This is a genomic window from Candidatus Palauibacter sp. (genome assembly GCF_965261555.1).
Taxonomy (GTDB): Bacteria; Gemmatimonadota; Gemmatimonadetes; order Palauibacterales; family Palauibacteraceae; genus Palauibacter.
Map to the genome: position 1 here is coordinate 578,363 of NZ_OZ253465.1, position 23,278 is coordinate 601,640.

19 protein-coding genes are annotated in these 23,278 nt (G+C 66.5%); 10 read left to right on the forward strand and 9 right to left on the reverse strand.

All coding sequences use genetic code 11. The features are described from left to right. Positions 1 to 4 precede the first annotated feature (4 nt). Positions 5 to 943 carry an aldo/keto reductase gene (locus ACQY5G_RS02440; RefSeq protein WP_428276681.1) on the reverse strand — a complete coding sequence of 313 codons (939 nt, stop codon included), beginning with the start codon at positions 941 to 943 and terminating at the stop codon, positions 5 to 7. 78 nt (positions 944 to 1,021) lie between these two features. Next, positions 1,022 to 1,915, reverse strand: a complete 894-nt coding sequence (locus tag ACQY5G_RS02445; RefSeq protein ID WP_428276682.1) for a lysostaphin resistance A-like protein — start codon at positions 1,913 to 1,915, stop codon at positions 1,022 to 1,024. A 231-nt stretch (positions 1,916 to 2,146) separates the two neighbouring features. Here ACQY5G_RS02445 and ACQY5G_RS02450 point away from each other — a divergent pair, with 231 nt between their 5' ends. Continuing rightward, positions 2,147 to 3,115, forward strand: a complete 969-nt coding sequence (locus ACQY5G_RS02450; RefSeq protein WP_428276683.1) for a sterol methyltransferase — start codon at positions 2,147 to 2,149, stop codon at positions 3,113 to 3,115. A gap of 81 nt (positions 3,116 to 3,196) precedes the next feature. Here the strand turns inward: ACQY5G_RS02450 and ACQY5G_RS02455 are convergent, their stop codons facing one another. After that, positions 3,197 to 4,312: a TauD/TfdA family dioxygenase gene (locus ACQY5G_RS02455; protein ID WP_428276684.1), complete on the reverse strand. Its 1,116-nt coding sequence runs from the start codon at positions 4,310 to 4,312 to the stop codon at positions 3,197 to 3,199. A gap of 142 nt (positions 4,313 to 4,454) precedes the next feature. Between ACQY5G_RS02455 and ACQY5G_RS02460 the strand changes: the two genes are divergently transcribed. Further along, positions 4,455 to 5,093, forward strand: coding sequence for an HD domain-containing protein (locus ACQY5G_RS02460; RefSeq protein ID WP_428276685.1), 639 nt, complete (start codon positions 4,455 to 4,457; stop codon positions 5,091 to 5,093). A 7-nt stretch (positions 5,094 to 5,100) separates the two neighbouring features. Here the strand turns inward: ACQY5G_RS02460 and ACQY5G_RS02465 are convergent, their stop codons facing one another. The 5 genes from ACQY5G_RS02465 to ACQY5G_RS02485 are packed head-to-tail and all read right to left on the reverse strand — an operon-like array spanning position 5,101 to position 13,264. Beyond that, complete coding sequence (locus ACQY5G_RS02465; RefSeq protein ID WP_428276686.1) at positions 5,101 to 8,487, reverse strand: FAD-dependent monooxygenase; 3,387 nt, start codon at positions 8,485 to 8,487, stop codon at positions 5,101 to 5,103. Then, positions 8,484 to 9,848 (reverse strand): cytochrome P450, encoded by a 1,365-nt coding sequence (locus ACQY5G_RS02470; protein ID WP_428276687.1) that lies wholly within the window; start codon positions 9,846 to 9,848, stop codon positions 8,484 to 8,486. Before ACQY5G_RS02470 ends, ACQY5G_RS02465 begins: the two co-directional genes overlap by 4 nt. A gap of 8 nt (positions 9,849 to 9,856) precedes the next feature. Beyond that, on the reverse strand, positions 9,857 to 10,963 hold the full coding sequence (locus ACQY5G_RS02475) for a DUF1295 domain-containing protein (protein ID WP_428276688.1): 1,107 nt from the start codon (positions 10,961 to 10,963) through the stop codon (positions 9,857 to 9,859). Then, positions 10,956 to 12,080 (reverse strand): Rieske 2Fe-2S domain-containing protein, encoded by a 1,125-nt coding sequence (locus ACQY5G_RS02480; protein WP_428276689.1) that lies wholly within the window; start codon positions 12,078 to 12,080, stop codon positions 10,956 to 10,958. Before ACQY5G_RS02480 ends, ACQY5G_RS02475 begins: the two co-directional genes overlap by 8 nt. Beyond that, positions 12,077 to 13,264, reverse strand: a complete 1,188-nt coding sequence (locus ACQY5G_RS02485; protein WP_428276690.1) for an NAD-dependent epimerase/dehydratase family protein — start codon at positions 13,262 to 13,264, stop codon at positions 12,077 to 12,079. Before ACQY5G_RS02485 ends, ACQY5G_RS02480 begins: the two co-directional genes overlap by 4 nt. An 84-nt stretch (positions 13,265 to 13,348) precedes the next feature. Between ACQY5G_RS02485 and ACQY5G_RS02490 the strand changes: the two genes are divergently transcribed. The 3 genes from ACQY5G_RS02490 to ACQY5G_RS02500 are packed head-to-tail and all read left to right on the forward strand — an operon-like array spanning position 13,349 to position 15,722. Then, positions 13,349 to 13,777, forward strand: a complete 429-nt coding sequence (locus ACQY5G_RS02490; protein WP_428276691.1) for a DUF1801 domain-containing protein — start codon at positions 13,349 to 13,351, stop codon at positions 13,775 to 13,777. A gap of 34 nt (positions 13,778 to 13,811) precedes the next feature. Beyond that, positions 13,812 to 14,951: a DUF1295 domain-containing protein gene (locus ACQY5G_RS02495; RefSeq protein ID WP_428276692.1), complete on the forward strand. Its 1,140-nt coding sequence runs from the start codon at positions 13,812 to 13,814 to the stop codon at positions 14,949 to 14,951. A 45-nt stretch (positions 14,952 to 14,996) separates the two neighbouring features. After that, positions 14,997 to 15,722 carry a flavin reductase family protein gene (locus tag ACQY5G_RS02500; protein WP_428276693.1) on the forward strand — a complete coding sequence of 242 codons (726 nt, stop codon included), beginning with the start codon at positions 14,997 to 14,999 and terminating at the stop codon, positions 15,720 to 15,722. A 9-nt stretch (positions 15,723 to 15,731) separates the two neighbouring features. Here the strand turns inward: ACQY5G_RS02500 and ACQY5G_RS02505 are convergent, their stop codons facing one another. Further along, the gene (locus ACQY5G_RS02505) at positions 15,732 to 16,277 is read right to left on the reverse strand and encodes a GNAT family N-acetyltransferase (protein WP_428276694.1); all 546 of its coding nucleotides are present in this window, start codon (positions 16,275 to 16,277) and stop codon (positions 15,732 to 15,734) included. A gap of 143 nt (positions 16,278 to 16,420) precedes the next feature. Between ACQY5G_RS02505 and ACQY5G_RS02510 the strand changes: the two genes are divergently transcribed. The 5 genes from ACQY5G_RS02510 to ACQY5G_RS02530 all read left to right on the forward strand — a co-directional run bounded on the left by ACQY5G_RS02510 (position 16,421) and on the right by ACQY5G_RS02530 (position 23,275). Next, entirely contained in the window at positions 16,421 to 18,409 is a 1,989-nt protein-coding gene (locus ACQY5G_RS02510) for a hypothetical protein (RefSeq protein WP_428276696.1), read from the forward strand. 173 nt (positions 18,410 to 18,582) lie between these two features. After that, on the forward strand, positions 18,583 to 19,503 hold the full coding sequence (locus ACQY5G_RS02515) for an Ig-like domain-containing protein (RefSeq protein ID WP_428276698.1): 921 nt from the start codon (positions 18,583 to 18,585) through the stop codon (positions 19,501 to 19,503). After that, the gene (locus tag ACQY5G_RS02520) at positions 19,482 to 21,194 is read left to right on the forward strand and encodes a hypothetical protein (RefSeq protein ID WP_428276700.1); all 1,713 of its coding nucleotides are present in this window, start codon (positions 19,482 to 19,484) and stop codon (positions 21,192 to 21,194) included. The genes ACQY5G_RS02515 and ACQY5G_RS02520 overlap by 22 nt, the downstream gene beginning before the upstream one ends. Before the next feature lie 51 nt (positions 21,195 to 21,245). After that, the gene (locus ACQY5G_RS02525; protein WP_428276702.1) at positions 21,246 to 22,472 is read left to right on the forward strand and encodes an ROK family protein; all 1,227 of its coding nucleotides are present in this window, start codon (positions 21,246 to 21,248) and stop codon (positions 22,470 to 22,472) included. Next, positions 22,469 to 23,275, forward strand: coding sequence for a glycoside hydrolase family 16 protein (locus tag ACQY5G_RS02530; RefSeq protein WP_428276704.1), 807 nt, complete (start codon positions 22,469 to 22,471; stop codon positions 23,273 to 23,275). Before ACQY5G_RS02525 ends, ACQY5G_RS02530 begins: the two co-directional genes overlap by 4 nt. The last annotated feature ends 3 nt before the right edge of the window (positions 23,276 to 23,278 follow it).

Here is a 23,278-nt window from a genome sequence, read left to right on the forward strand (position 1 = left end):
TTCTTCAGAAATCCTGGACGAGCTCGCGCATACGGCGCTTCGTGGCCTCGTCCGGGAGGCGGCCGAAGGCGGCCCCGATGTTCTCGGCCATGTGGTCCGGGTTCGTGGTTTCGGTGAGGGCGCACGTTACGGCCGGGTGGGCGAGGATGTACTTGAGGGAGAACTGCGCCCAGCTCATGCAGTCGAACTCGGCGGCCCATTCCGGCAGCTCGCGTCCGCTCACGCGTCCGAAGTAGCTGCCGTTCATGAAGGGACGGTTGATGAGGACGGCGAGCCCCAGGTCCTGCGCGAGCGGCAGGAGGCGTTCCTCCGCGTTCGGCTCCATCACCGAGTAGTTGACCTGGACGAAGTCGAGCGGCTGCGTCCTCATGAACGACTCGAAGGCCTCGTGCTGGGGGATGCTGGAGGTGGTGACGCCGATGTAGCGCGCCTCCCCCGAGTCCTTCCACCGGAGGACGTTGGGCCAGTGCACGTCCAGGTCGCGCATGCTCTCGACCTCGAGCAGATCCAGGGTGCGGCTTCCGACGAGCCGCTGGTTCTGCCGCATCTGCTCGATGCCGGCCGCTTCCCCGTCCGTGTTGATCTTCGTCGCGACGAAGAGGCGGCCGCTGAACTCCGGCGCCGTCAGGACCTCGCCGAACTCCGCGTCGATCTCCGGCGTGCGCGGCGAAGTGTCGACGACGCGCCCCCCGTGCTCCAGGAGCATTCGGATCACGCCGAACAGGGGCTCCGTCCCCTCGGTCGGAATCTCGAGCACGGGCTTCGAGGAGCCGAAGCCCACGATGGGCAGTGTCTCCTCGGTTCCCGGGATCGGCCGCGTGGGGAGCGCCTCCTGGAGGGGCACCGCGCTCCCGAACACGGCGCGCGGGGCGGCCAGCACGGCGCCGGCACCCGCCAGACCCATCAGAAACTCGCGGCGCGTCGTATCGCTCGGGGTCGTCATCAGCTCTCCTTCAATCGGGTCCAGCGGCAGGTTCGGCATCAATCTAACGGCAGAAACGGCAACGAGAGACCGGGCAAGCTACTCCTCCATGTAGGGGATCTCGGCGTCGCGGGACGGCCAGTGGCGCCGGACATACCAGATGAGCACAGGAAGCGTCACGGCCACCATGGCGAGGCCGGGGAGTGCCATGGCCTCGATCTCTGCAAGCTCGGCGGCGAACGTCCACGGCTCGTCCGATTCGGGCATGAACATGGGAACCGTGGCAACCAGGTTGTTTGCGGCGTGGAAGGCGATCGGGACAATCAGCGTACGAGACTGCAGGTACAGCAGTGAGGCAACGACACCGAGAGCCATTGCCCCTGCCACGTCAAGGTGCAGGATCCCGAATATCGCCGAGGATACGACGACGCCGGTCCCGATTCCCCACTTCACTCCCCAGCGGCTGAGGAAGACGCCCCGGAAGAGTACTTCTTCCAATACCGGAGCGACGGCGACCGCTCCGATGACCCACCAGACCACCGAAATCATCGAATCCGGATCCGGTGCCCCAGCTGCCAGGAGCGAATCCAGCAACTCCGGGGAAACGCGCGAAAGTCCGTAGGCGGTGACGAACAACGAACCGAGTGAGAACGTCATCGTCGTTACCAGAAGTCCGACTGCGGGAAGCCAGTTGTATCCCGTCGGGACCCACCCAACAAACCGACCCAGGTCGATATCGGCGTTACGACAAGCCCACACGATCCACGCCACGACGAGGCCATGGATGGCGATTTCGACGACGACGTCGCCGGTTGCCGACTCCATCGAATCCAGCGGCAGAATCAAGCCAGCGAGAGCCGCGACCACGAAGACGACGATGCTGCCGACGATCATCCACCAAATGAGCGTTCGGCTGCGAAGCTTCAGAAAGGGATTGTCGGGCGCGTCTCCCGGATCGTGAGCGATTTCGGGCGGCTGCTGCCCTTCCATCATGGAGTTCTCCCTTCGGGGATGAATGCAAGCAGAAGACGAGCGTGAGGCTTCACGTCAAAGGATGTCAAGCACGTTGGAGTTGCGAACTGCGCTTGCGGATGCCGGCCAATCGGTGTTCCTTCCCGCCCGACCCTCGGAGAACGCCAACGAACCCCATACGACGAACCTGTGACCCGTCCATCTGCCAAGCGATCAGACGCTCGGTCCCTCGCGGATCTCACCCCGGATGAGGTGAAATCCGTCGTCGAACGATACAGCGGCATCTACGACGCCGGCGTGGAGCACAGGAAGGAACGTTATCGGTCGTTCGTCAATCACTACTACGACCTCGCGACGGATTTCTACGAGTTCGGCTGGGGCCAGTCCTTTCACTTCGCTCCCCGGCGCCGGGGCGAGAGCTTCAAGGCGTCGCTGCTCAGACACCAGCGTTTTCTCGCCGATCATCTTGCCCTTGAACCGGGGATGCAGGTGCTCGATGTGGGGTGCGGCGTCGGCGGACCGATGGGCGCCCTGGCCCGATATTCCGGGGCGAGCTTTGTCGGCCTCAACAACAACGCCTACCAGATCGAGCGCGCGAAGGTGCACACCCGGGATGTCCGGTCCTTGTGCCGGTTCATCCACGGCGACTACATGCAGATTCCCGACGGCGGCCACCGCTACGATGCCGCCATCGCCATCGAGTCCATGCCGCACGCACCGGACAAGACGGCGGCGTTCCGGGAGATCTTCCGGGTCCTGCGTCCGGGGGCCTGCTTCGCGGGCTACGACTGGTGTCTCACCGAGGATTTCGATCCACGGGACGCAGAGCACGTGCGGGTCAAGGAGGACATCGTGGCGGGGGATGCGCTTCCGGATATCGCCCGTACGTCGGAGATCGGCACCGCCCTGCGCGCGGCTGGATTCGAACTCGTCGAACTCGGCGACCGCGCTCTCGCATCGGACCCGACGACGCCCTGGTACCGTGCTCTGCAGGGCCGCGACCTCAACCTCAGGAGCATTCCGCGTACACCCGTTGGCCGCGCCCTGACGAATCTCGTGTTGAGAGTTGGTGAGAAGTTGAGGGCGTTCCCGGAGGGCACTGCCGCCGTAAGCTCGTTGTTGAACAAGGCGGCGGACGCCTTTGTAGAGGGTGGCAAGGCCGGGATCTTCACTCCGATGTTCTTCTTCCTGGCCCGCAAACCCCCGCGCTCGGAGGACTGAACCGAAGTCAGCCTGAAGTCCAGCGCCCTGATCCCACCTCCATTGAACGACATCTGCGATGACCTGGCCTGACCTCGGCTGTCAGATTCGGCCGGTGCGGAGCAACAGCCTCAGGTGGGTGCGGATGTTGTCGTGCTCGAAGTAGGCGTCCTGCAGGTGGCGCGCCCCGGACGAGACCATCTCGGTGCGGCCGTGCAGGACCCGGTGGCCGGCGCACAGCAGGATCATGCCGCCCTCCAGCCGGAAGGTGACCTGGGCGTCGGGGTCGTTGACGCGGCTCGACAGTTCGTGGTAGGCGGCGTAGAACTCGCCAAGCCGGGGCTCCGACAGGGGAATGGCCTGCATCTGCGCCGTGTTGAAGCGGATCATCCGGATCTCGTCGTCGCTGTCCAGGTCAACCATGGGGTTGGCCGCGTAGCACTCGTATTCGTCGCTGAAGATCCGGAACGGCACGGGCACCGAGCACAGCACGTCGAACTTGTGGGGGTGCTCGCTGCGTAGCGCCTCGAGTACGCCGAAGCCGTCCACGACGGTGGATGCGCCGCCCTCACACTCGTTCACCAGCATGTGCAGCGCCTGCACGCTCGGCGGCCAGGTGTAGCTGGTGAAGTCGTTGTGCACGCCGACGGCCAGAGCCGTGTGCGCGATGTTGTATCCCTTCGGATCGAGCTTGACGTTGTGGATGCGCTCGAACAGCACCTCGCGGACCGGGCCGAGACGCGGCGCGAGCTGCTCCAGCGAATCCGGTTCGGTCGGGGCATCGACGAGCACGCAGACGCCGGTCCGCAGAAACTCCTCGATCACTTCCGCCGCCGCGCCGTCGCTCGCCAGGAACCGCTCATAGTCAAATCTCCGCGGCTGGAACTGCCCGTCCCAGTACTGCAACTCGACACGCGGCCGGCTCAGGAGGCTGCGGATGTCGCTCGACCTGTAGCGGGTGCGGTGCCCGTCCGGCCAGGCGATGGCGATCGCCTCGTCCTCGGATCCCGCGCCTTCGATATCGACCGTCTGCGGCTTCAGATCGCTGGGGACGCGGAAGACGTGGAACCGCTTCTCCGTGGTCTGCTCGACGCAGCACTCGCCGCAGCCGCAGTTGTCGCGCAGCCAGAGGTAGGGGAGATCCGTCCGTTCGCCACCGCTCCAGACCGCGGTCATGGCGTCGGCATGCTGCATGAGGCTGCTGATCGTGTGAGGCATCGTCGATCCCTTCATCCGCTGTGACCTGCCCGCAGCATGCCGGACATCGCGCGCGCTTGACAAGGCCCTTCGCGTCGACCGACGGTGCGAGGGGAGGAGCCCCGAGGAGCTCCGTTCCAGCCTCCATGGGAGAGTGACAGGCATGCCCCCGAAAACGACGCCGAACCCGACGCCGAGCCCAGAGGCGAGCCCGACGCCGAGCCCGGAGCCGAGCGGTCCCGTCGTGAGCTTCACGCGCATGGCGGACGGCACGCGCGAGGACTACGAGTTGCTCGCGGACCTCGAGGAGGAGTTCGCCGCGGGCACCGCCGACCGCGTGCTGGAGCACCTCCGCGGGCTGTCCGGTTCGGTCGCCGGCTACCAGGTCGACCGCCTGGAGCATTCCCTGCAGAGCGCGACCCGCGCCCACCGCGACGGCGCGGAAGAGGAGATGGTCGTCGCCGCGCTCCTGCACGACATCGACGACCTCCTGGCCCCGCACAGCCATGGCGAACTGGCCGCGCTCCTGCTCCGCCCGTTCGTGACCGAGCGAACCCTCTGGATCGTCCGGCACCACGGCCTGTTCCAGCGGGTCTACTACGCCCACCACATGGGCGGCGATCCCAACGCGCGCGACAAGTACCGCGACCATCCCTGGTACCAGGACGCCGTGGACTTCTGCCACCGCTGGGACCAGTGCGCGTTCGATCCCGACTACGACTCGCTGCCGCTGGAGTTCTTCGAGCCGATGGTCCGGCGCGTGTTCGCGCGTGAACCCTTCAGCCTGGCGCCGCGGGAGTAGCTCCGCTTCAGCCGGTGGCGTCCGCCGCGAGTGGGGTGGGTGTCACGAGATCCAGCCGCACCCGGCGCCGCTGCTCGTAGAGACCGAGCGCCTTCAGGGGGAAGTAGTCCCGGTACAGGGCATACTCCAGCAGCGCCGTACGGAAGAAGACCCCGGCCATGTGTTGCCTGGGCCACGCCCCATCCGTCGCCTGGGCGTCGACAAGGAACTGGACGCCGCGCGAAATCGCGGTCCAGTTCGAATCTTCCGCTGCGAGGAGCGCGATCAGGGCCCATGCGGTCTGAATGATCTGGCTTTCCTCGTGCGGAACATATCGGCCGGTCAGGCAGCCGCTGTAGTGCTCGCCCCATCCCCCGTCCGCCCGCTGACGGTCGAGCAACCAGCGGCACGCCAGACGCAACGCCGGATCGCCGGGACGCGCCCCGGCGGCAACCAGACCCCTCACTCCGAAGAGCGTGCCGTAGATGAACTGGATGCCCCACACGCCGCGCCACGATCCATCGCTGGCCTGGGTCCGGCGAAGCCACTCTTCGGCCCTCGAGATGGCCCTCGTCATCTCTCCGTTCGTGGCTGGCGCGAAGTGTTCCCTGCAGGCGGCGAGTGCCGCGACGCAGGATGCGGTACACTCGACAAAGGAGTGCTCGGTCATCGAGTCGCCGAACATTTCGGCGGGGTTCAGCCATTCGAGTCCGATCCTCGAGCGCTGTGCCTCGTAGCTGCCGAACCCCCCGTCCCGGTTCTGCCCGCGCAGCATGAAGTCGACCGCATCGCGGAGCATCGTCCTGTCCGCGGCGTCAGGGCGCGCTTCGATCATCCCGAGCACGGCTTCCGCGGTGCAGTCGGTGACCGGCCAGCCATGCCAACTCCCGGGGAAGCACCAGCCTCCCTTCGGGTCGGTCCGATAGGCCTGGCGAAACCCCTCGAAGCTGACGTCGATCTGTTGCCGCTGCAGGTAACCGGCTCCCTTTCGCAGGGCATTCGGCACCCCGTCCAGTTCGGAAACGGTCGCCAGCGCCTGCAGCGAGTGTCCGGTGTCCCAGGAGGCGCTCCTCGCGCCGGTGACGCGGGCCCCGTCCTCCTCATCTTCCCAGATCCAGCCATCCAGTTGCTCGAGCGCCTGGCGGCAGTCGGTGTCGTCCGGGTCATGCAGCCAGAGGGCAAGGATGTTGAGGAGGCCGCTGACGGGGGAGATGCTCGCGTGGCCGGTGGTCCGCAACTCCCACCTGATGCGCTCGAGGATCCCGTCCACGCAGTGCTGGCGCAGACGCTTGCCGTGGAGCCGCTCGAAGACTCTCGCAACGCCGTATCCGGCCCGGAGCCATCGGCTCGGCCGCGCGTAGAGGTCGTCGACTCGCAGCCGGTTGCGGACGGCGGAGAAATCGACCTCGGCGAAGCCCCGAGGGAAGAGTTCCTCTCGTATCGACTCGATCAAGGGCGTGACGGGCACCTGAAAGCGTCGCGCATAGATCGCGGCCATCGCCATGTAGATGAGCCGCGTGTGGCAGTACCAATTCGAGGGATGCAGCGCGATCCGCCGCGGCAGGCTCCAAAGCTCCGGCAGGATGGCGTTGACCCCGCGCCAGTCGTAGAGGTTGAGGAGGGCCAGCCAGAACTTTCCCCAGCTCGGGATGCCGATAACGCCCTCCGCCTGCAGGAAGCGCCGGGCCGGTTCCACCAGCGGATTATCCCGCGCGACACCCAGCACTCTCGACGCGACATAGACGAGCGTCGTAACGAACAGGTGAGGGGCCGAGTGTTCGTGCAGGCCCCAAGCGCCTCCTTCGAGACGTGTCCGCTCGAAGGATCGCAGCACGCGGCGGCGACGGCCGGGCTCGAGCGGCCGGCCGATGATGTGGAGCAGAAGCACGTACTGCGCGGTGAGCATCGGGCACCACACCATCTCGCCTTCCCACGAGCCGTCCTCACGCTGGAGACGCAGGAGGCGCGCACTCGCGCGATTCAGCGCCTGCCCGGCATCGGGCGACGGAACGTCCCCGGAGCGGATGGATCGGGCGTCGCCGACGCCGGCCGGCAGGGAGGCCAGGAACGCGCGAGCCAGAGACTCCCTGGCCCGCTCGCCCTCTCGCTTCGTTTTTTTTGCCTTCTGAAGCTGCCTCACGCCACGCTCGAGCCACCGGACGCGAACCGAGAGCGCACGAAACGTGTCCCCGGCCCGGCGCCAGGCGAACTGGTCAAAGGATCGCGGAATCGCCTTGGCGACGGCTCGCACCAGTATCGCGCCACCCGCAAAGACCAGGTGGGATGGCGATGTGTCTTCACAGGCGAGCAGGCGTATGGTCCGGTCGCGAAACGCGGAACTTGCCCGCCAGCGCCGGTAGACCTCGTGCCTGACCACCACGGCTTCGGGCCGGTGGTCGGCGAAGACCTCGTAGAGCTCCATGGCGAGGAGTTCCGGAGTGTAGGTCGCTCGGAGCCGCCTGTTCGTGAAGTCCTGAAAATCCCCGCCCTCGGCCAGCGCGAGAGCATCGGCGAAACCGAGCGTCATACCCGACGCCGTCATGGGGTGGTAATGCCCGGCCGCATCGCCGATCAGCACTCGGCGCGAGTTCCCGTACGTGACGCGCGGCCTGAGTTCATTGGAGGCGGTGTCGAATCGCCCCTCCCGCAGCGCCTCGACGAACGCGGGTCCAAGAGTGTCCGGCATGAGGCCGGCGTACGAATCCAGGAGAAAGCCGATCCGGTCCCGGGGGGACCACTGGCCCAGCGGGACATCCGCAATGATCCGGACGCAGTGATCTCCCAGCTGGTACATGAGGACGGGACCCGGTCCGCCGAGTACCACGTACCCGTACCCCTCAAGGGGCAGGCTCGCCCCTCTTGCCGTGACGCCCACCATCCGCGAGCAGGTCAACCGGTTCGCGGATACGCCCAGCGACCGACGCACGGTCGAGGCCCGGCCGTCGGCGCCCACGATCCGCCCGGCGGTCACCGATCTCTCGGCTCCGTTGTGGAGAAACGTGACCCGTTCGTCTTCGACGGAACGCACGCGCGCGTGGTGGTGGAAGTCGATCCCCGCTTCGTTCTCAACGGCTTCGCGCAGGACCGAGACGATTGCCTCGTGCTCGCACGAGAGGCCGTGAGAGCCGTCCGCATAGGGAAGCACGATGGGGTCGGAATCGTCTTCCGGGAGCACCACGAATCCCCTGCCCGTAGTGCTTAGCGGCTGGCTGTCGAGTTCGATTCCGAGACCGCGCAGGATCTGCACGGCCGGCGGGTGCAGCCACTCCCCCGCCATGCGTCTCGAGGACTTGGGATTGGCCTCCAGGAGCGCCACGCGAGCACCGTTTCGCGCGTGCGCGACGGCGCACAGGCTGCCTACCGGCCCCGCGCCGACGATCACTACGTCGTAGTCGCGGGAACCGGCCGCGCTCACCTGAAGACGCTCGTTTCCGTCCGTCGATGATAGCGGACCCGGCACGGCGTCTCGGGACCCGTGACCCAGCTGCCGTAGTCCGGAGCGGGAACCGCGCCGTCGCCGCGGAATTCGAAGCGGTCGAGCAATACCGTCCAGATCGCCTTCAACTGCAGGTAGGCGAAGTTCTTCCCCATGCACCGGTGCTTGCCGCCGCCGAACCCGATCAGCGCGTAGTGATGCTGTTTGTCCTCGCCCGCGGGAGGCGCGAAACGATCCGGTGCGAAACGATCCGGGTCGGTGAACACCTCGGGCAGCCGGTGCGAGACGGCGGGCGACACCATGGCGAGGCTGCCGGCCGGTACGGTGTGGCCGGCGTAGTGCATCGGTTGGAGCACCTTGCGGATCAGCAGGATCAGGGGCGGGTGCAGTCGCTCGTTCTCGCGCACGGCGTACTCGAGCTCCACCTGCCGCTTGAGACCCGCAAGGCTCATGACTCCCGTCTCGCGGTACACCTCCCGCATCTCGTTTCGTATCCGCGCCACATACGAGGGCGCCCCCAGGAGTTCGAGACCGATCCAGGTCGCCAGAACCGCGCTCGTATGCTGGCCCGCGAACAGGACCGTGAGCAGGATCCCGGAGATCTCGTCGTCGGTCAGCGCGCGGCCGTCTTTGTAGCGGGCCTCCATCAGCGTCTGCATGAAGTCGTCGGGCCCGGCCCCGGAACGCCGGCGTTCCGCCATGATCCGGCTGAAGAGCTCGACCACTCTGCGGCGCGCTCGATCGCGGCTTCGATGCGCCCGAGTCGGGAGCTTCGGGAAGAAATATCCGAGCGTGTTGATGCCCTTCTGCAGATCGTGATAGGCGTCGGCGAACCCCGTGTCCACCTGATCCCGGACTTCCTGACCGAGGAGACAGCGGCTGGCGATTCTGACGGTGAGCTCGTTCAGCGCCTGTGGCAGGTCGATCTCCCCATCCTCGCCCAGGCCATCGGCGAACTGGTTCGTCTCCTCGAACATGAAGCGGACGAACCTGCGCATCGCGGAGTCGCGCAGCGCCGGATAGAGAAACCCCAACTGCTCGTCCATGATCTCGGGAGCGACGTCGTAGGCTACGCCGCGGCCGAAGATCGGTACCGTGAACTGGTAGACGGCCTTGGCGTCGAGCTGTTCGTCGGGCGCCGTGAAGTAGGAATCGTGAGCTTCAGGTCCGGTGAAGAGGACGCAGTCTCGCGGACCGAGCCGGAAGCGGACGAGTTCGCCCTGCTCGCGCCAGCCGCGGCTCAGCGTCGAGACGGGATCCCTCTGAAAGTCCCGCAGGTGGCCGAGCAGCGGCCACCCGCCGGCGAGCTCGGGAACAGCTTCTTCAGATCGAAGCGCCACGGCGGTCCTCAATAGATGAACGGCAGCATCGCGAACCTGGCGTGCTGCGTGTAGCGATCCCACAACGCTCCGTACTTTGCGCGGCAGCGGCGGTCATCGCGTCTCGATCGATGCCCCAGCAGACCCGCAAGCCACGCCGGCAGGAGGTAGGGCATCCAGGAGGCGAACCCGGTCGTGAGGGTGAACGCCAGGTAGACGCAGATCTCGCCGGTATAGTTCAGGTGTCTTCCGATCCCCCAGAAACCGGAAACCAGCAGGCGCCCATCCAGCGTTCGGGCAGGCTTTCCCCAGATCCGCGCGTCCGGGTCGCGCTTGAAGCGGTGCTTCTGCTGGTTCGCGCCGCGGAACACCCAGAAGCCGAAGGCGAACAGGAGGACGATCGCGGCGGCCGCGGGCGGAGGCAGTGGATCCGCCGCGTGGACGAGCCACCAGCCGGGGAAGCAGTAGAAGAACGGGACCAGCACGTAATCGCCCCAGATCAACATCCAACCAAAGCGCTCGCTGACAAGGTCCCACGTGTGGGTCATCCCGTACTCGAACTGGAAGTAGTTGAACACGTACACGAAGGTGAAGATCTGGTACAGCGTCATCGCCAGCGTCAGGCGGCCGTAGGTCTCGTACTGCACGGCTGCGAACGATGCGTTGAACAGCGCCAGGCCGATAAGGGAGGGGCGGTAGCTGAAGAACTTCAGGTCCACGCCGAGCGCAGCGGGATTGAGCTCCGACCCGAAAAAGTAGTTCCGCAGGAATCCAGGTGACGCATCCGGGTTCCGGGCTCCCCGAAGATACAGCCAGCCGGCCACGACAAAGGCGAAGACATTCGCTGTCACGAACAGCGCCGCAAAGTGGGTATGCAGTACCGAGAGAGAGAACCAGCCGAAGATCTGGGCGAGGCACGCGACGGTCATGACGATCAGAAATGCGGCGAGGCCGTTCAGCTTGTAGGTGCGCGATTCCCCCGCCAGACCGGGCCCTGTGACCCGACGTCCGGGCAGCACCATCGACCCCAGGAAGAGGAGGGCGACGAACAGCAGCAACATTCCCGCCGCTTCGAGCACCACACGGCCGGAGAGCCCAGCCCACAGCGCCGCCAGCGACAAGTGCGGCTCAGCCATTCGCAGCGCCGTTCTGCGCCGAGCGCTCCAGGTGCTCCTGCCACTTTCGCACCGTCACCTTCTGGAATGCGCGGACGACCGGATTGACTTCGATGGGAGGGTCGGCCCAGTGCCGTTCGTACCCCTCCTGCTCCGCTTCGACCGCGACGCGGTCTTCGGCCAGCAGCGGGCCGATGAGCACGCGGTTCGCGATCTTGAGCACGGCGGTCATGGCGAATCGGGGGATCCGCACCGGCAGGTACGGGATCTTCAGCGACTTGAAGTAGAAGAGGAAGAACGCCCGCGTCGTTCGCTCATCGATCGGCAGCACGAAGAGCCAGTGCTTGATCTCGTCGTCCGTGTTCGACCACTGATACGGATACTCGTAGCAGAGTTCCATGTGATTCGTGTCCAGACGCTCGTGGTCGACGAACAGTCCCGAGATTCGGCCGCGCCCCACCCGTGTCTCGTAGGCGAGGTGCACGTTGTCACCCACCGTCTCGTTGCGGGTGAGAGTGGCGCCCATGAACGGCCGGTATCGCCGGTGCAGGTAGGCGTGCGAAAAGTCGCTCACGTTGTCGATCACCATCGAGTGGTGGGCCGACATCGTGAATGTCAGCGGTACGCAGGCCCACCGGCCGGGCCCCTCGAGTTCGGGGATCTCCGGGATCCGGCGCTGCCCGGCGAGTTCCGGGTCACCGGGGAACAACCAGACCAGCCCGTAGCGAACCTGCACGGGATAGCTCCGGATCGAGAGCTTGGGGATGCGGTCCCGCCCGAAGAGGTCGGGGATTTCGGCCACGCACCCGTTCTCGTCGTACTCCCAGCCGTGGTAGGCGCACACGAGCCGGCAGCCTTCCACCACCCCGAGCGAAAGTTTCAACTGGCGATGAAGGCAGCGATTTTCGACCGCGTGAAACGACCCATCCTCCGCCCGGTACAGCGCAATGGAGTGCCTCCAGAAGGTGACCTCGACCACCGTTCCCGGCTTGATCCGGCGCACCTCTTCGACCGCGTACCAGTAGTTCGGGTCCATACCCGCGGCGCGCGCGCGCTGACGGAGGTTGCCGGCCTCCTCGAAGCCGGGTGGGGCAAGGGTCGCCGGGCTTCCGTTGAGCCCCGGTTCGGAGTTGTTCATGTCGCGTTGTCCGCTGGGAGATGGTCCATGTTGCTCGCGCCGTTTATGCGCGGACGCTTCGCGCGCGGATTGTTGATTGCGTTGCGGCCGTAGTGGAATGCGTACGCCTCGTGAACCGCGGCACGAATACTGGTCGGCTGAAATCCGAGTTCCCGTCTCGCCTTGCCGGTGTCGGCGTGACGGCGCTTCTGAAGGAGTCGGATGGCGCCGGGCGTGAATCGCTGCGGGAAGCCCGGGTGAAACCGGCTCAGATAGAAGCTCGCCACTTCCGAGAAGACGAGCATCATGCGGACCGGAATCCGGCGGCGCGGCCGGGGGATCCCGGAGACCTCCTCGTACAGGTCCAGGATATCGGAGATCGTCTTGAATTCGCTGCTGAAGATGTACTTCTCGCCCGCACGCCCCCGGTGCATGCAGAGAACATGTCCCTCGACGATATCGCGGGCCGCCACGAACTCGAAGCCGCCGTCGACGAATGCCCGCAGCTTGCCGTTGGTGTAGTCGCACATGGTCCTTCCCAGGCGCGACGGGAAGAAATCGGCGGGGCCCACGACCGCGCAGCAGGTGGCGACGACGACATCCTGTCCCGCTGCGGCGGCGCGCCAGCATTCGTGCTCGACGAGCGCCTTGCTGCGCTCGTAGGGCATCGTCCGCTCCATCGGATAGAACTGCATCGTCTCATCGCTGGGAGCGGACGGATCGTCCAGGTCGTAACCGACCGCGCTGAAGGAGCCCGTCACCACCACCCGACCGGCTTCTACCTCGCGCGCCGCCTGCAGCACGTTCCGGGTGCCGAGCACGTTACACTCGTACACTTCGCGGCGATGGGCGTGGTTGCCCTCGATGGTTGAGACCATGGCCGCGCAGTGATAGACACCCTGACAGCCTTCCAGCGCCTTCCGCGTGGCATCCAGATCGCGGATGTCACCGAACGAGCGCTCGACCTCGAGGCCTTCCAGCGCTTCGTTGTTGTCCTCGTGTCGCAGGTACACGCGAACGCGGACGCCGTCGTCGAGGAGGCGACGGACGAGATTCGCGCCCACGTGCCCGGCCGAGCCGGTCACGAGTACGGGCGCCTCCGATACGCCAGCGCCTGCATTCGATCCTGAGGTCGTATTAGGCAACTGCCACTCCGCGCCGGATGAACTCTTTTTTACGAAGTTCGCCGCCGACGATATCGGCAATGAGCGATCGGTTGCAACCGCGTGTGCAGGCGACCGGCTCGATGAAGGTTTGCCGGCCAATCACGAGATCGTCACCTTTTCCGAATGATCGCCAAGGGTGAAGTCCCGGAACCGTCACTCCTCTCCGGCGGCAATCCCCAGATTCCCAGGGGTGACGGGGACGGGCCCGTGCAGGCCTACATTGCGGCCATGCCGGGCTGGAAGCGCGCCGTCGGCCGCGCCCTCGACACATGCATCGAGCGCGGCGCACCGGATGCCCGGAAGGCAGTCAGGTGGAACTCCCCCTTCTACGGCATCGAGGGCAGGGGCTGGTTCCTCTCCTTCCACTGCTTCACGAAGTACGTCAAGGTGACGTTCCTCAACGGGACCGCGTTGCGCCCGGTTCCACCGGTGGCGTCAAAGCACGAGGACGTGCGCTACTTTCACATCCACGAGCACGACGAACTTGAAGAGGACCTCCTCGTACGCTGGATCGAGCAGGCAGCGACGCTGCCGGGGGAGGATCTCTTCTAAGAGCCGCGTCACCGGATGAAAGGGGTATTCGATCATGATCGAATGGCTTGGCATCGGACACCTGTTCGAGCTCTCCGGGACGGAAGCCATCGCGGGTTTCCTGACGCCGCTCGCGGTCTGCGCGCTCTTCTTCCTCGCGCAACTCGTGCTGCCGGGACGGCGCGTGCCCGGGTACGTCATCGAGCCGGAGACCGGCGAGCCCCGCAGCTACCGGTTGAACGGCCTCCTCGTGTTCGTGATCGCGGAGATCGTGTGGGCGCTCGAACTCACCGGGATGCCGCGGGACTGGTTCTACCGGTCCACTCTCTACCAGGTGGCGGGCGGGACAGTCCTGTGCCTCATCTTCGCCCTTCTCGCCGTGTTCGGAGGGTCGCGCGGAAAGGTCGAGCGTCCGCTCGCCGCGCTGTGGGAAGGGCGCGTGCTCGAGCTGTCGTTCTTCAACCAGCGCTTCGACGTGAAGATGTTCCTGTACGTCGTCGGCGGGACGATGCTGTCGCTCAACGCCCTCTCCGGAGCCGCGTATCACTACGAACTGTTCGGCGCGGACTCCAACCCCGGCGTTTTCCTGTATGCCGCGTTCCTCACGTTCTACGTCCTCGACTACTTCATCTTCGAGCGCGTCCAGCTCTACACGTTCGACGTGATCCACGAAAAGCTCGGCTTCAAGATGATCTGGGGCGGCATCCTCGTGTACGGGTGGCTCTACATCCTGCCGCTGTGGGGCATGGCCGTGTACCCGGATCCCGGCTTTGCGGCGCCGTGGAGACAGGTCTGGATCATCGGCGCCCCCGCCCTCTTCCTGGTGGGCTGGGGCATCGCCCGCGGCGCGAACATGCAGAAGTACACCTTCAAGCGCTGGCCCGACCGCAAGTTCCTCGGCCTCATCGAACCGGAGTACATTGAGGCCGGCGACCGCAAGATCCTGTGCAGCGGCCTGTGGGGCGTCGCCCGCCACTTCAACTATCTCGGCGAGGGGTTCTTCTCCCTCTCCATCGCCCTCGTGTTCGGCTACTTCTCGAACCTGTGGGCCTGGACCTACTTCATCTTCATCGTGGGCCTGTTCATTGCCCGGCAACGCTTCGACGACCGGTTCTGTGAGGAGAAGTACGGAGCCGAGAAGTGGGCGGAGTACCGGTCACGCGTGAAGTATCGGATCATCCCCGGCATCTACTGATGCCTCGGCGGACGGCGAGTCATCCACGAAGAAGCGGTGGAGAAGATGACAGCAATGCCCGACTGGTCGCGGAGACGGTTCCTCGGGAGCGGGTCGGCGGCCGCGGCGGTCGCCGCCGTCTGGGGCTGCGCGCCGGAGGAGGGGACGCGGATGGGCGGGGGTAGGCCTTCGGCACCGCTCACAGGTCCTCGGCGTTCGCTGGCGGAACCCGGCCCCATGCTTCCACCCGTCCCGGCGATCCTGCTCACCGTGAACGGCCGGCCCGGCGACCCCGACGAGATTTCGGTGCTGTGGACGTTCGTCGTGAGCGGCGACCCGCCCCAGATCGGGGTGAGCGCGGCGTTCGAGCACCAGGCGAGGGAACTCCTCGAGATCCACGACGAGTTCGTGCTGAACGTCCCGCTCGCGTCGATGGTCGAGGCGTTCGACACCGTCGACATGAACTCCGGACGCGTCGGCGACAAGTTCGAACTCTCGGGTCTGACGCGGGGCGCGGCGACCGCCGTCGACGCGCCCACGGTGGAGGAGTCTCCCATCCACTGCGAGTGCCGGATCATCGACTCGCTCGAGCTGCCGCCCGAGCGGAAGCTCTTCTTTGCGGAGGTCGTGGCCACGACCGTCCTCGAGGGCGCGGTCGACGATGCCGGTCGCCTGATCGTACCCGCCGTGGACTTCTTCGGGATGACCGCCGGGAGCGGCGAGCACTACACGATGGGCCGCCGCGTCGGCAACATCGGCATGACCGTCGGCCGAACCGACATCAAGTACTGACGGACCGACTCAGCGTTCGTCCCTCATCCACTCTTCCCTCAGGAGTCCGTAGTACACGTCGTCGACGCGCTCTCCCCGCAGCGTCCGGTGGCTGCGCAGGGTCCCCTCGCGGGTCATGCCCAGCTTCTCCATCACCCTCAGGGACTGCGCGTTCCGCGCGTCGGCGTACGCGTACACCTTCGCGAGTCCCCGTTCACGGAATCCCCAGTGGACGACGGCGCGGGCCGCTTCCAGGGTCAGGCCTCTGCCCCAGTGCTTCCTCGCGATCGAGTAGCCCAGGGCTCCCGTCGCATCCTGTGCGTCGATCTCGATTCCGATGCCGCCGACGACCCTCTCGTCCAGGACCATCGCCCACACCGGCCACAGGTCCCGTGACGTGTGGATCCGATCTTCTACGAACTCGACCGCGTGTTCCCTGAAGTACGGCATCGGCACCGTCAGGTACCGGCCCCACTCCGGGTCCCGGGCGAACTCGAAGATGTCGTCCACGTCCTCCAGACGGTGCGGCCGGAGCAGCAGCCGCTCGGTTCTGATCTCGAACTCTCGTGTCTCCATCGACCCAGCCTCAAGTCGCGTCGTTCGGTGTCTTGACAGCGCCCGCTCCGCTTCCGCACTTTGTTCGACGTCCGAACAAAGTCTGTGGAATCCGTTTGGCACGGCCGTGTGCCGGAGCCTCCGGCCAGGGCGGGATGGTGAACATGATAGCGAGGACCGCACGCCGGATGGGGGGCGGCGCAGGAGCCGCCGTGCTCGCGGCACTCGCCTTCGGCACCGCGTGCGGGAGGGATCTGACCTCCCTCGATCCGGCCACTTTCCCCCCGGAGCCGGAGATCTTCTACGACGATTTCGGTCCGGGACTGCACTACTCGGCCTTCGGCGGGTCCAAGGTCGACGCGCTTGACATCGAACGTGACGTGGTCTATCGCGGGACGGCAGCCCTCAGATTCACCGTTCCCGCACCTAGCGACCCTTCGGGCGGTTTCGCCGGGGGGGCCTTCTTCTCGGAGGTGCCGCGCGATCTCTCCGGGTTCGACGCTCTCACCTTCTGGGCCCGCGCGAGTACAGCCGCCACCCTGGACCGGGTCGGGATCGGCAACGACAACACCGGCGCCTCCCGGTTCCCGGCCAACCTCGACAACCTGTCCCTCTCGACGCGCTGGACCAAGTACGCACTCCCCCTTCCGCTGCCCTCGGTGCTGACCGGGGAGCGCGGCCTCTTCCTCGTGGCGGACGCTTCGGAATACGAGGTCGGCTACGATGTCTACTTTGACGATATACAGTTCGAGCGACTCGGCACGATTATCAGGCCGCGGCCGGCGATTCCCAGCCGTACCGTCAGCGGAGAGGTCGGCGGCACGCTGACGGTCGACGGCACCCGGGTGACCTTCGACGTGAACGGGACCGACGTGACGGTGGGCACCGCGCCCTCGTACTTCACCTTCACGTCATCGGACCCCGCCGTCGCTTCGGTGCTGGCGGACGGATCGATCTCGCTGGTCCGCGCGGGCACCGCCACGATTACAGCCATGCTGGGGTCGACCCCCGCTTCGGGAGCGCTCACGGTCAGCATCGATTCCCCGCCATCCGGGACGCCGACGGTGCCGGCAGTGCCGGCGGGGGATGTCATCTCCCTCTTCAGCGACGCATACGACGACGTGCACGTGGACACCTGGTCGGCGGAGTGGGACCAGGCCGACGTGGAAGATGTCGTGCTCGCGGGGAATCCGGTGAAGAAGTACAGCAACCTCGTATTTGCCGGGATCGAGTTCACCTCGCCGCTGATCGACGCCACATCGATGACGCACCTCCATGTGGATCTGTGGACGAATGATGCGTCCGACTTCCGCATCAAGCTTGTGGACTTCGGCGCCGATGGCGCCTTCGGCGGGGGCGACGACCGCGAGCACGAGGTCACCCTCGGCCCGGCCTCGACGCCCTCGATCGCGCCGCGAAGCTGGAACTCCGTGGACATTCCGCTGGATGCCTTCAGCGGACTGGGCACGCGAAGCCACCTCGCGCAGATGGTCATCTCGGGGGCGAGCCCCACCGTCTATCTGGACAACATCCTCTTCTTCCGCACCGAGACGCCCGACCCGCCCGATCCGACCGGCCCGCCCGAGCCCGCACCGGCACCGACGGACGCGGCGGCGGACGTCATCTCGCTCTTCAGCGACACCTACGACGACGTCGCGGTGGACACCTGGTCGGCGGAGTGGGACGCGGCCGATGTGGAGGACGTGGCCATCGCCGGCAACGCCGTGAAGAAGTACACGAACCTGGTCTTCGCCGGCATAGAGTTCACGTCGCAGACCCTGGACGCCTCGGGGATGTCGCACTTCCGGCTGGACATCTGGACGCCGGACGAGACGGCGGCGGCGTCATTCAAGGTGAAGCTGGTCGACTTCGGCGCCAACGGCGTACACGACGGGGGCGGCGACGACAGCGAACACGAAGTCACCATCGGCGGCGCCGATGGGCTGGCCACGGGAACGTGGGTGCGCCTCGACCTGCCCCTGTCGGATTTCACCGGGCTCGCGGCGAGGGAACACCTCGCGCAGCTGCTCTTCTCAGGCGACCTGAACACCATCTATGTGGACAACGCCTACTTCCGGCGCCCCGCGGCCGATGCCGCGCGGCAGCGCCCCACCGGATCCATCAGCAACAACCCGACCGGAGATAATCCATGACTTCGCTCTGCCAACGCTCATCTTCCGTCCGGCGGTCGCCGGCACCTTACGCCCGCCGCCTGTCGTTGGCGCGATCCCGGCCCGGTGCATCGGCCGCTCTCGTCGCATGTGCCGCGCTGGCGTGCGGCGGTGATGATAGTCCCGGTCCCGGCCCGGTCCTCCCGCCGACGCCGGTGGCCACAACCGTCGAGGTGGCGCCCGCGACGGCTGAACTCACTGCCCTCGGGCAGACCGTCCAGTTGAGCGCCACGGTTCGCGACCAGAACGGGGGCGTCATGTCCGGCGCGTCCGTCAACTGGACCTCCGGGGACCCCGCGGTCGCCACGGTGGACGCGGCAGGGCTCGTCACCGCGGTAAGCCCCGGTATGGCGACCATCGAAGCGACATCGGGCACGGTCAGCGGCAGCGGAACCGTGGCCGTCATGCAGGAAGCCGCGACGCTCACGGTCGCGCCCGGCCGGCTCCGGCTGACGGCGCTCGGCGAAAGGGCGCAGCTCACGGCCGAGGCGATGGACGCGAACGGAAACGCTATCGCGGACCCAATGCTGAACTGGACCTCGGAGAACGACGCTGTGGCCACCGTGGACGCAGCGGGGTTCGTTACCGCCGTCGCGAACGGAGAAACGGCTGTCACGGTGACCATGGGCTCGGCGAGCGCGAGCGCCCGCGTTGCGGTGGAGGGCGGGGCAGCACCCGCCGATGGACCGCCAACGCCGATGCACGCGGCGGACAGCGTGATCTCGCTCTTCAGCGACACCTACGACGACGTGACCGTGGACACCTGGTCGGCGGATTGGGATGCGGCCGACCTGACGGATATCGAGATCGCGGGCAATCCGGTGAAGCTGTACACGAACCTCTCCTATGCGGGGATCGAGTTCGTGTCTCAAACGGTGGACGCGACGGGCATGGACTACTTCCGCATGGATCTCTGGACGCCGGATGGGACCGCACCGGCGGCGTTCAGGGTGAAGCTGGTGGACTTCGGCGCGGACGGTGCGTTCGGGGGTGGCGACGACAGCGAGCACGAGGCGACGATCACGGCCGCCGAGGGCTGGCGTCGGAGGAATGGGTGCAATTGGACCTGTGGCTGAACGACTTCACGAACCTCGCGTCGCGCGCGAACCTGGCGCAGCTGATCATCTCCGGCGACCCGAACACGGTGTACGTGGACAACGTGTACTTCCGGCAGGGTGCCGCGCCCCCTCCGGACCCCGAGCCGGCCGAGCCGGCGCCAACGCCGGAACACGAGGCGGATGACGTGATTTCGCTCTTCAGCGACGCCTACGACGACGTGACGGTGGACACGTGGTCGGCCATCTGGGATCAGGCGGACGTGGAGGATGTGCAGGTCTCGGGGAATGTGATGAAGAAGTACACGAATCTGACCGTCGCGGGGATCGAGACCGTGTCGGCCACCCTCGACCTCACCGGCATGACGCATTTCCGAATGGACATCTGGACGCCGGATGAGACGGCGTCGCCGACGGAGTTCAAGGTGAAGCTCGTGGACTTCGGCACCGACGGCGTGTGGTCCCCCGCCGTCGACGACAGCGAGCACGAACTGACGATTACCGCAGACGACGGATTGGCAACGGGCGAGTGGGTGCGATTGGACCTGGCTCTGGCGGACTTCACGGGCCTCGCGGCGCAGGAGCACTTTGCCCAGTTGATCATCTCCGGAAACCCGAACACCGTCTACGTGGACAACGTCTACTTCCGCCGCGGCGAGGCGCCGCCCGCGCCCCAGGAGCCATCCACGCCCGCGCCGACGCCGGACCGCTCATCGGACTACGTGATTTCCATCTTCAGCGACGCGTACACGGACGTCGCGGTGGACACCTGGTCGGCGTCGTGGGACCAGGCCGACGTTGAGGATGTGGTGATCGAGGGCGACACCGTGAAGAAATACACGAACCTGACGTTCGCGGGCATCGAGTTCACTTCGCGAACCATCGACGCGGAATCGATGACGCACCTGCACGTCGACGTATGGACTCCGGACCCGACCGATGCCCCGGCCGCCTTCAGGGTCAAGCTGGTCGACTTCGGTGCGGACGGCGCGCACGGCGGAGGTGACGACACGGAGCACGAGGTCTCGCTGACCGCCAACTCGGACCCCGCGCTGGACACGGGCCGGTGGGTCAGCTACGACTTGTCGCTGTCCGACATGACAAACCTCGCCGCGCGCGGCCACCTCGCCCAACTCATCTTCTCCGGCGATCCGAACACGGTCTTCGTGGACAACATCTACCTCTTCGAGCGACCGCCCACCGCGCCGAGCGCACCGGCCCCGGCGCCCTCGCACGCGGCCGACAACGTCATCTCGTTCTTCAGCGACGCCTACACCGACGTGACGGTCGACACCTGGTCCGCTTCATGGGACCAGGCAGACGTCGAGGATGTCGAAGTCTTGGAGAACGCCGTCAAGAAGTACACGAACCTGACCTTCGCAGGGATCGAGTTCACCTCACAAACCGTGGACGCGACGGACATGACGCACTTCCGGATGGACATCTGGACGCCCGACGAGACGGCGGCGCCGGCGGCGTTCCGGGTGAAGCTCGTCGACTTCGGTGCGGACGGCGCGCACGGCGGAGGCGACGACACGGAGCACGAACTCACGATCACCGCGGAAGACGGGCTGATGACGGGTCAGTGGGTGCAGCTGGACCTGCCGCTGGCGGACTTTACGAACCTCGCGTCAACGGGACACCTCGCGCAGTTGTTGATCTCGGGCGATCCCAACACCGTGTTCGTCGACAACGTGTACCTCCGGAAGTGATCCCGGATCTCGCTTTCGCGACACTGCGGCAGGACGTGGAGGGGAGCGGTCATGCCATCCGGTAGGCGACCGCGTCCCGCCGCGGTGCTGGACGACGAGCTGACCCGGACGGTCCTCAACGTCGTCTGGAAGCGGCGCGAGATTTCGCGCGCCGAGATCGCGCGCAACTCGGGACGCTCCCGCTCGACCATTTCGGATGTGGTCGGGCGGCTCCTGAGCACGGAGTTGGTGGCGGAGGTCGGGAGCGGCGAAAGCCGGGGAGGACGGCGTCCCATTCTGGTCGGGTTCCAGGACCAGGCCGGGGTGATCCTGGGCGTGGATATGGGAGCGACCCATATCTCGGTGATCCTCACCGACCTCCGGGGACGGACGCTGGCCTGGCGGGAGCGCGCCCACCCCGTGCACGGCGATCCCAGGGGTGCTGAAGCCCTCATCGCGGAGTTGGGTGAGGCGTGCCTGGCCGAGTGGAACGGGGAGCGGTCGCGGCTCATGGGCGTCGGGGTGGCGGTGCCCAGCCCCGTTGACGCGGGCTCGCCCGACCGAGTGATCGAACGGGTTCTCCCCGCGTGGCGAGGGCATGGCCTCCTGGATCGGCTCGACACGGTGTTCGGCGTGCCCGTCTTCGTGGACAACGACGCCAATCTGGGTGCGGTTGCGGAACGCTGGTGGGGTCAAGCCGTCGGGATCGACGACTTCGTGTATCTGAAGGTCGCCACCGGGGTGGGGGCCGGCCTCATGATCGGTGGGGAGATCTATCGTGGGGCCACCGGGGTCGCCGGCGAAATCGGTCACCTCGCGATCGATCCCGACGGGCCTGAGTGCGTATGCGGGAACCGTGGCTGCCTGGCCACCTTTGTGGGAAGGCGCCACCTCGTCGATCGCGCCCGGGCTCTTCTTGACCACTTCCCGGACAGTACCCTCCACGGTGGCGATCTGGACATCCGAGCGATCGAGGACGGCGCCCTCCGCGACGACCCGCTCGCCCTGCAGGTCGTCAACGAGGCCGCGGTTCGCCTCGGCACGGTGGTCGCCGGCGTGCTCAACCTCCTCAATCCCGGCTCGGTGATCATCGGCGGCAGCCTTGCGCGGGCGGGCAGCCGGCTGGTCAAACCGCTCCGCGAAGCCGTCGCCACCCGCACGCTCGTGGATTCGGCGGCGGCCTCCGACATCCGCACGAGCGAACTGGGCGAACGCGCAGTGGCTTTGGGAGCCGCCACGCACGTGCTCGTCAAGGCGCTCGCGAATCCACGGCTGTTCCCCGGTGTGAATTCGCGATGACCGCGACCCGGCGCCGGCTCGCCCTTCTCCTCCTCGCTGCCCCGATCGTCGCCTGCGGCAGCGTCGTAACCGGACCGGCCCCCGACTGGACGCTCGTCTGGAGCGACGAGTTCGACGGTCCGGCCGGGCAGCGCCCCAATCCCGCCAACTGGGTCTTCGATATCGGTACCGGCTGGGGCAACAGACAACTCGAGTTCGACACCGACCGGCCCGAGAACGTGTCGCTGGACGGCGAGGGCAACCTGGCGATCACCGCCCGGCGGGAGTCGTACGGGGGCAGCGCCTACACATCGGGGCGGATCAAGACGCAGGGGCTCTTCGAGCAGGCGTACGGGCGCTTCGAAGCGCGTATCCGGCTGCCCACCGGGCAGGGGATCTGGCCCGCGTTCTGGATGCTCGGCAGCAACTTCGCCACCGTGGGCTGGCCCGAGTGCGGCGAGATCGACGTCATGGAATACCGCGGCCAGGAGCCGACCATCGTCCACGCCACCGCGCACGGGCCCGGTTACAGCGCGGGCGGAGGTCTCACCTCCCGCTACCTCCTCACGGGAGACCGCTTCGACACGGGCTTCCACGAGTTCGCGATCGAGTGGACGGATGAACGCATCGTGTGGTTTGTGGACGGCCAGCGGTATCACGCCGTCGACCGGGACGACCCGCCGGGGCCCTGGGTCTTCGACCACCCCTTCTTCATCCTCCTGAACGTCGCCGTGGGCGGGAACTTCGTGGGACCCCCGAGCGGATCGACGCCCTTCCCGCAGTCCATGCTGGTCGACTGGGTGCGCGTTTATCGGGCCGGGTAATTC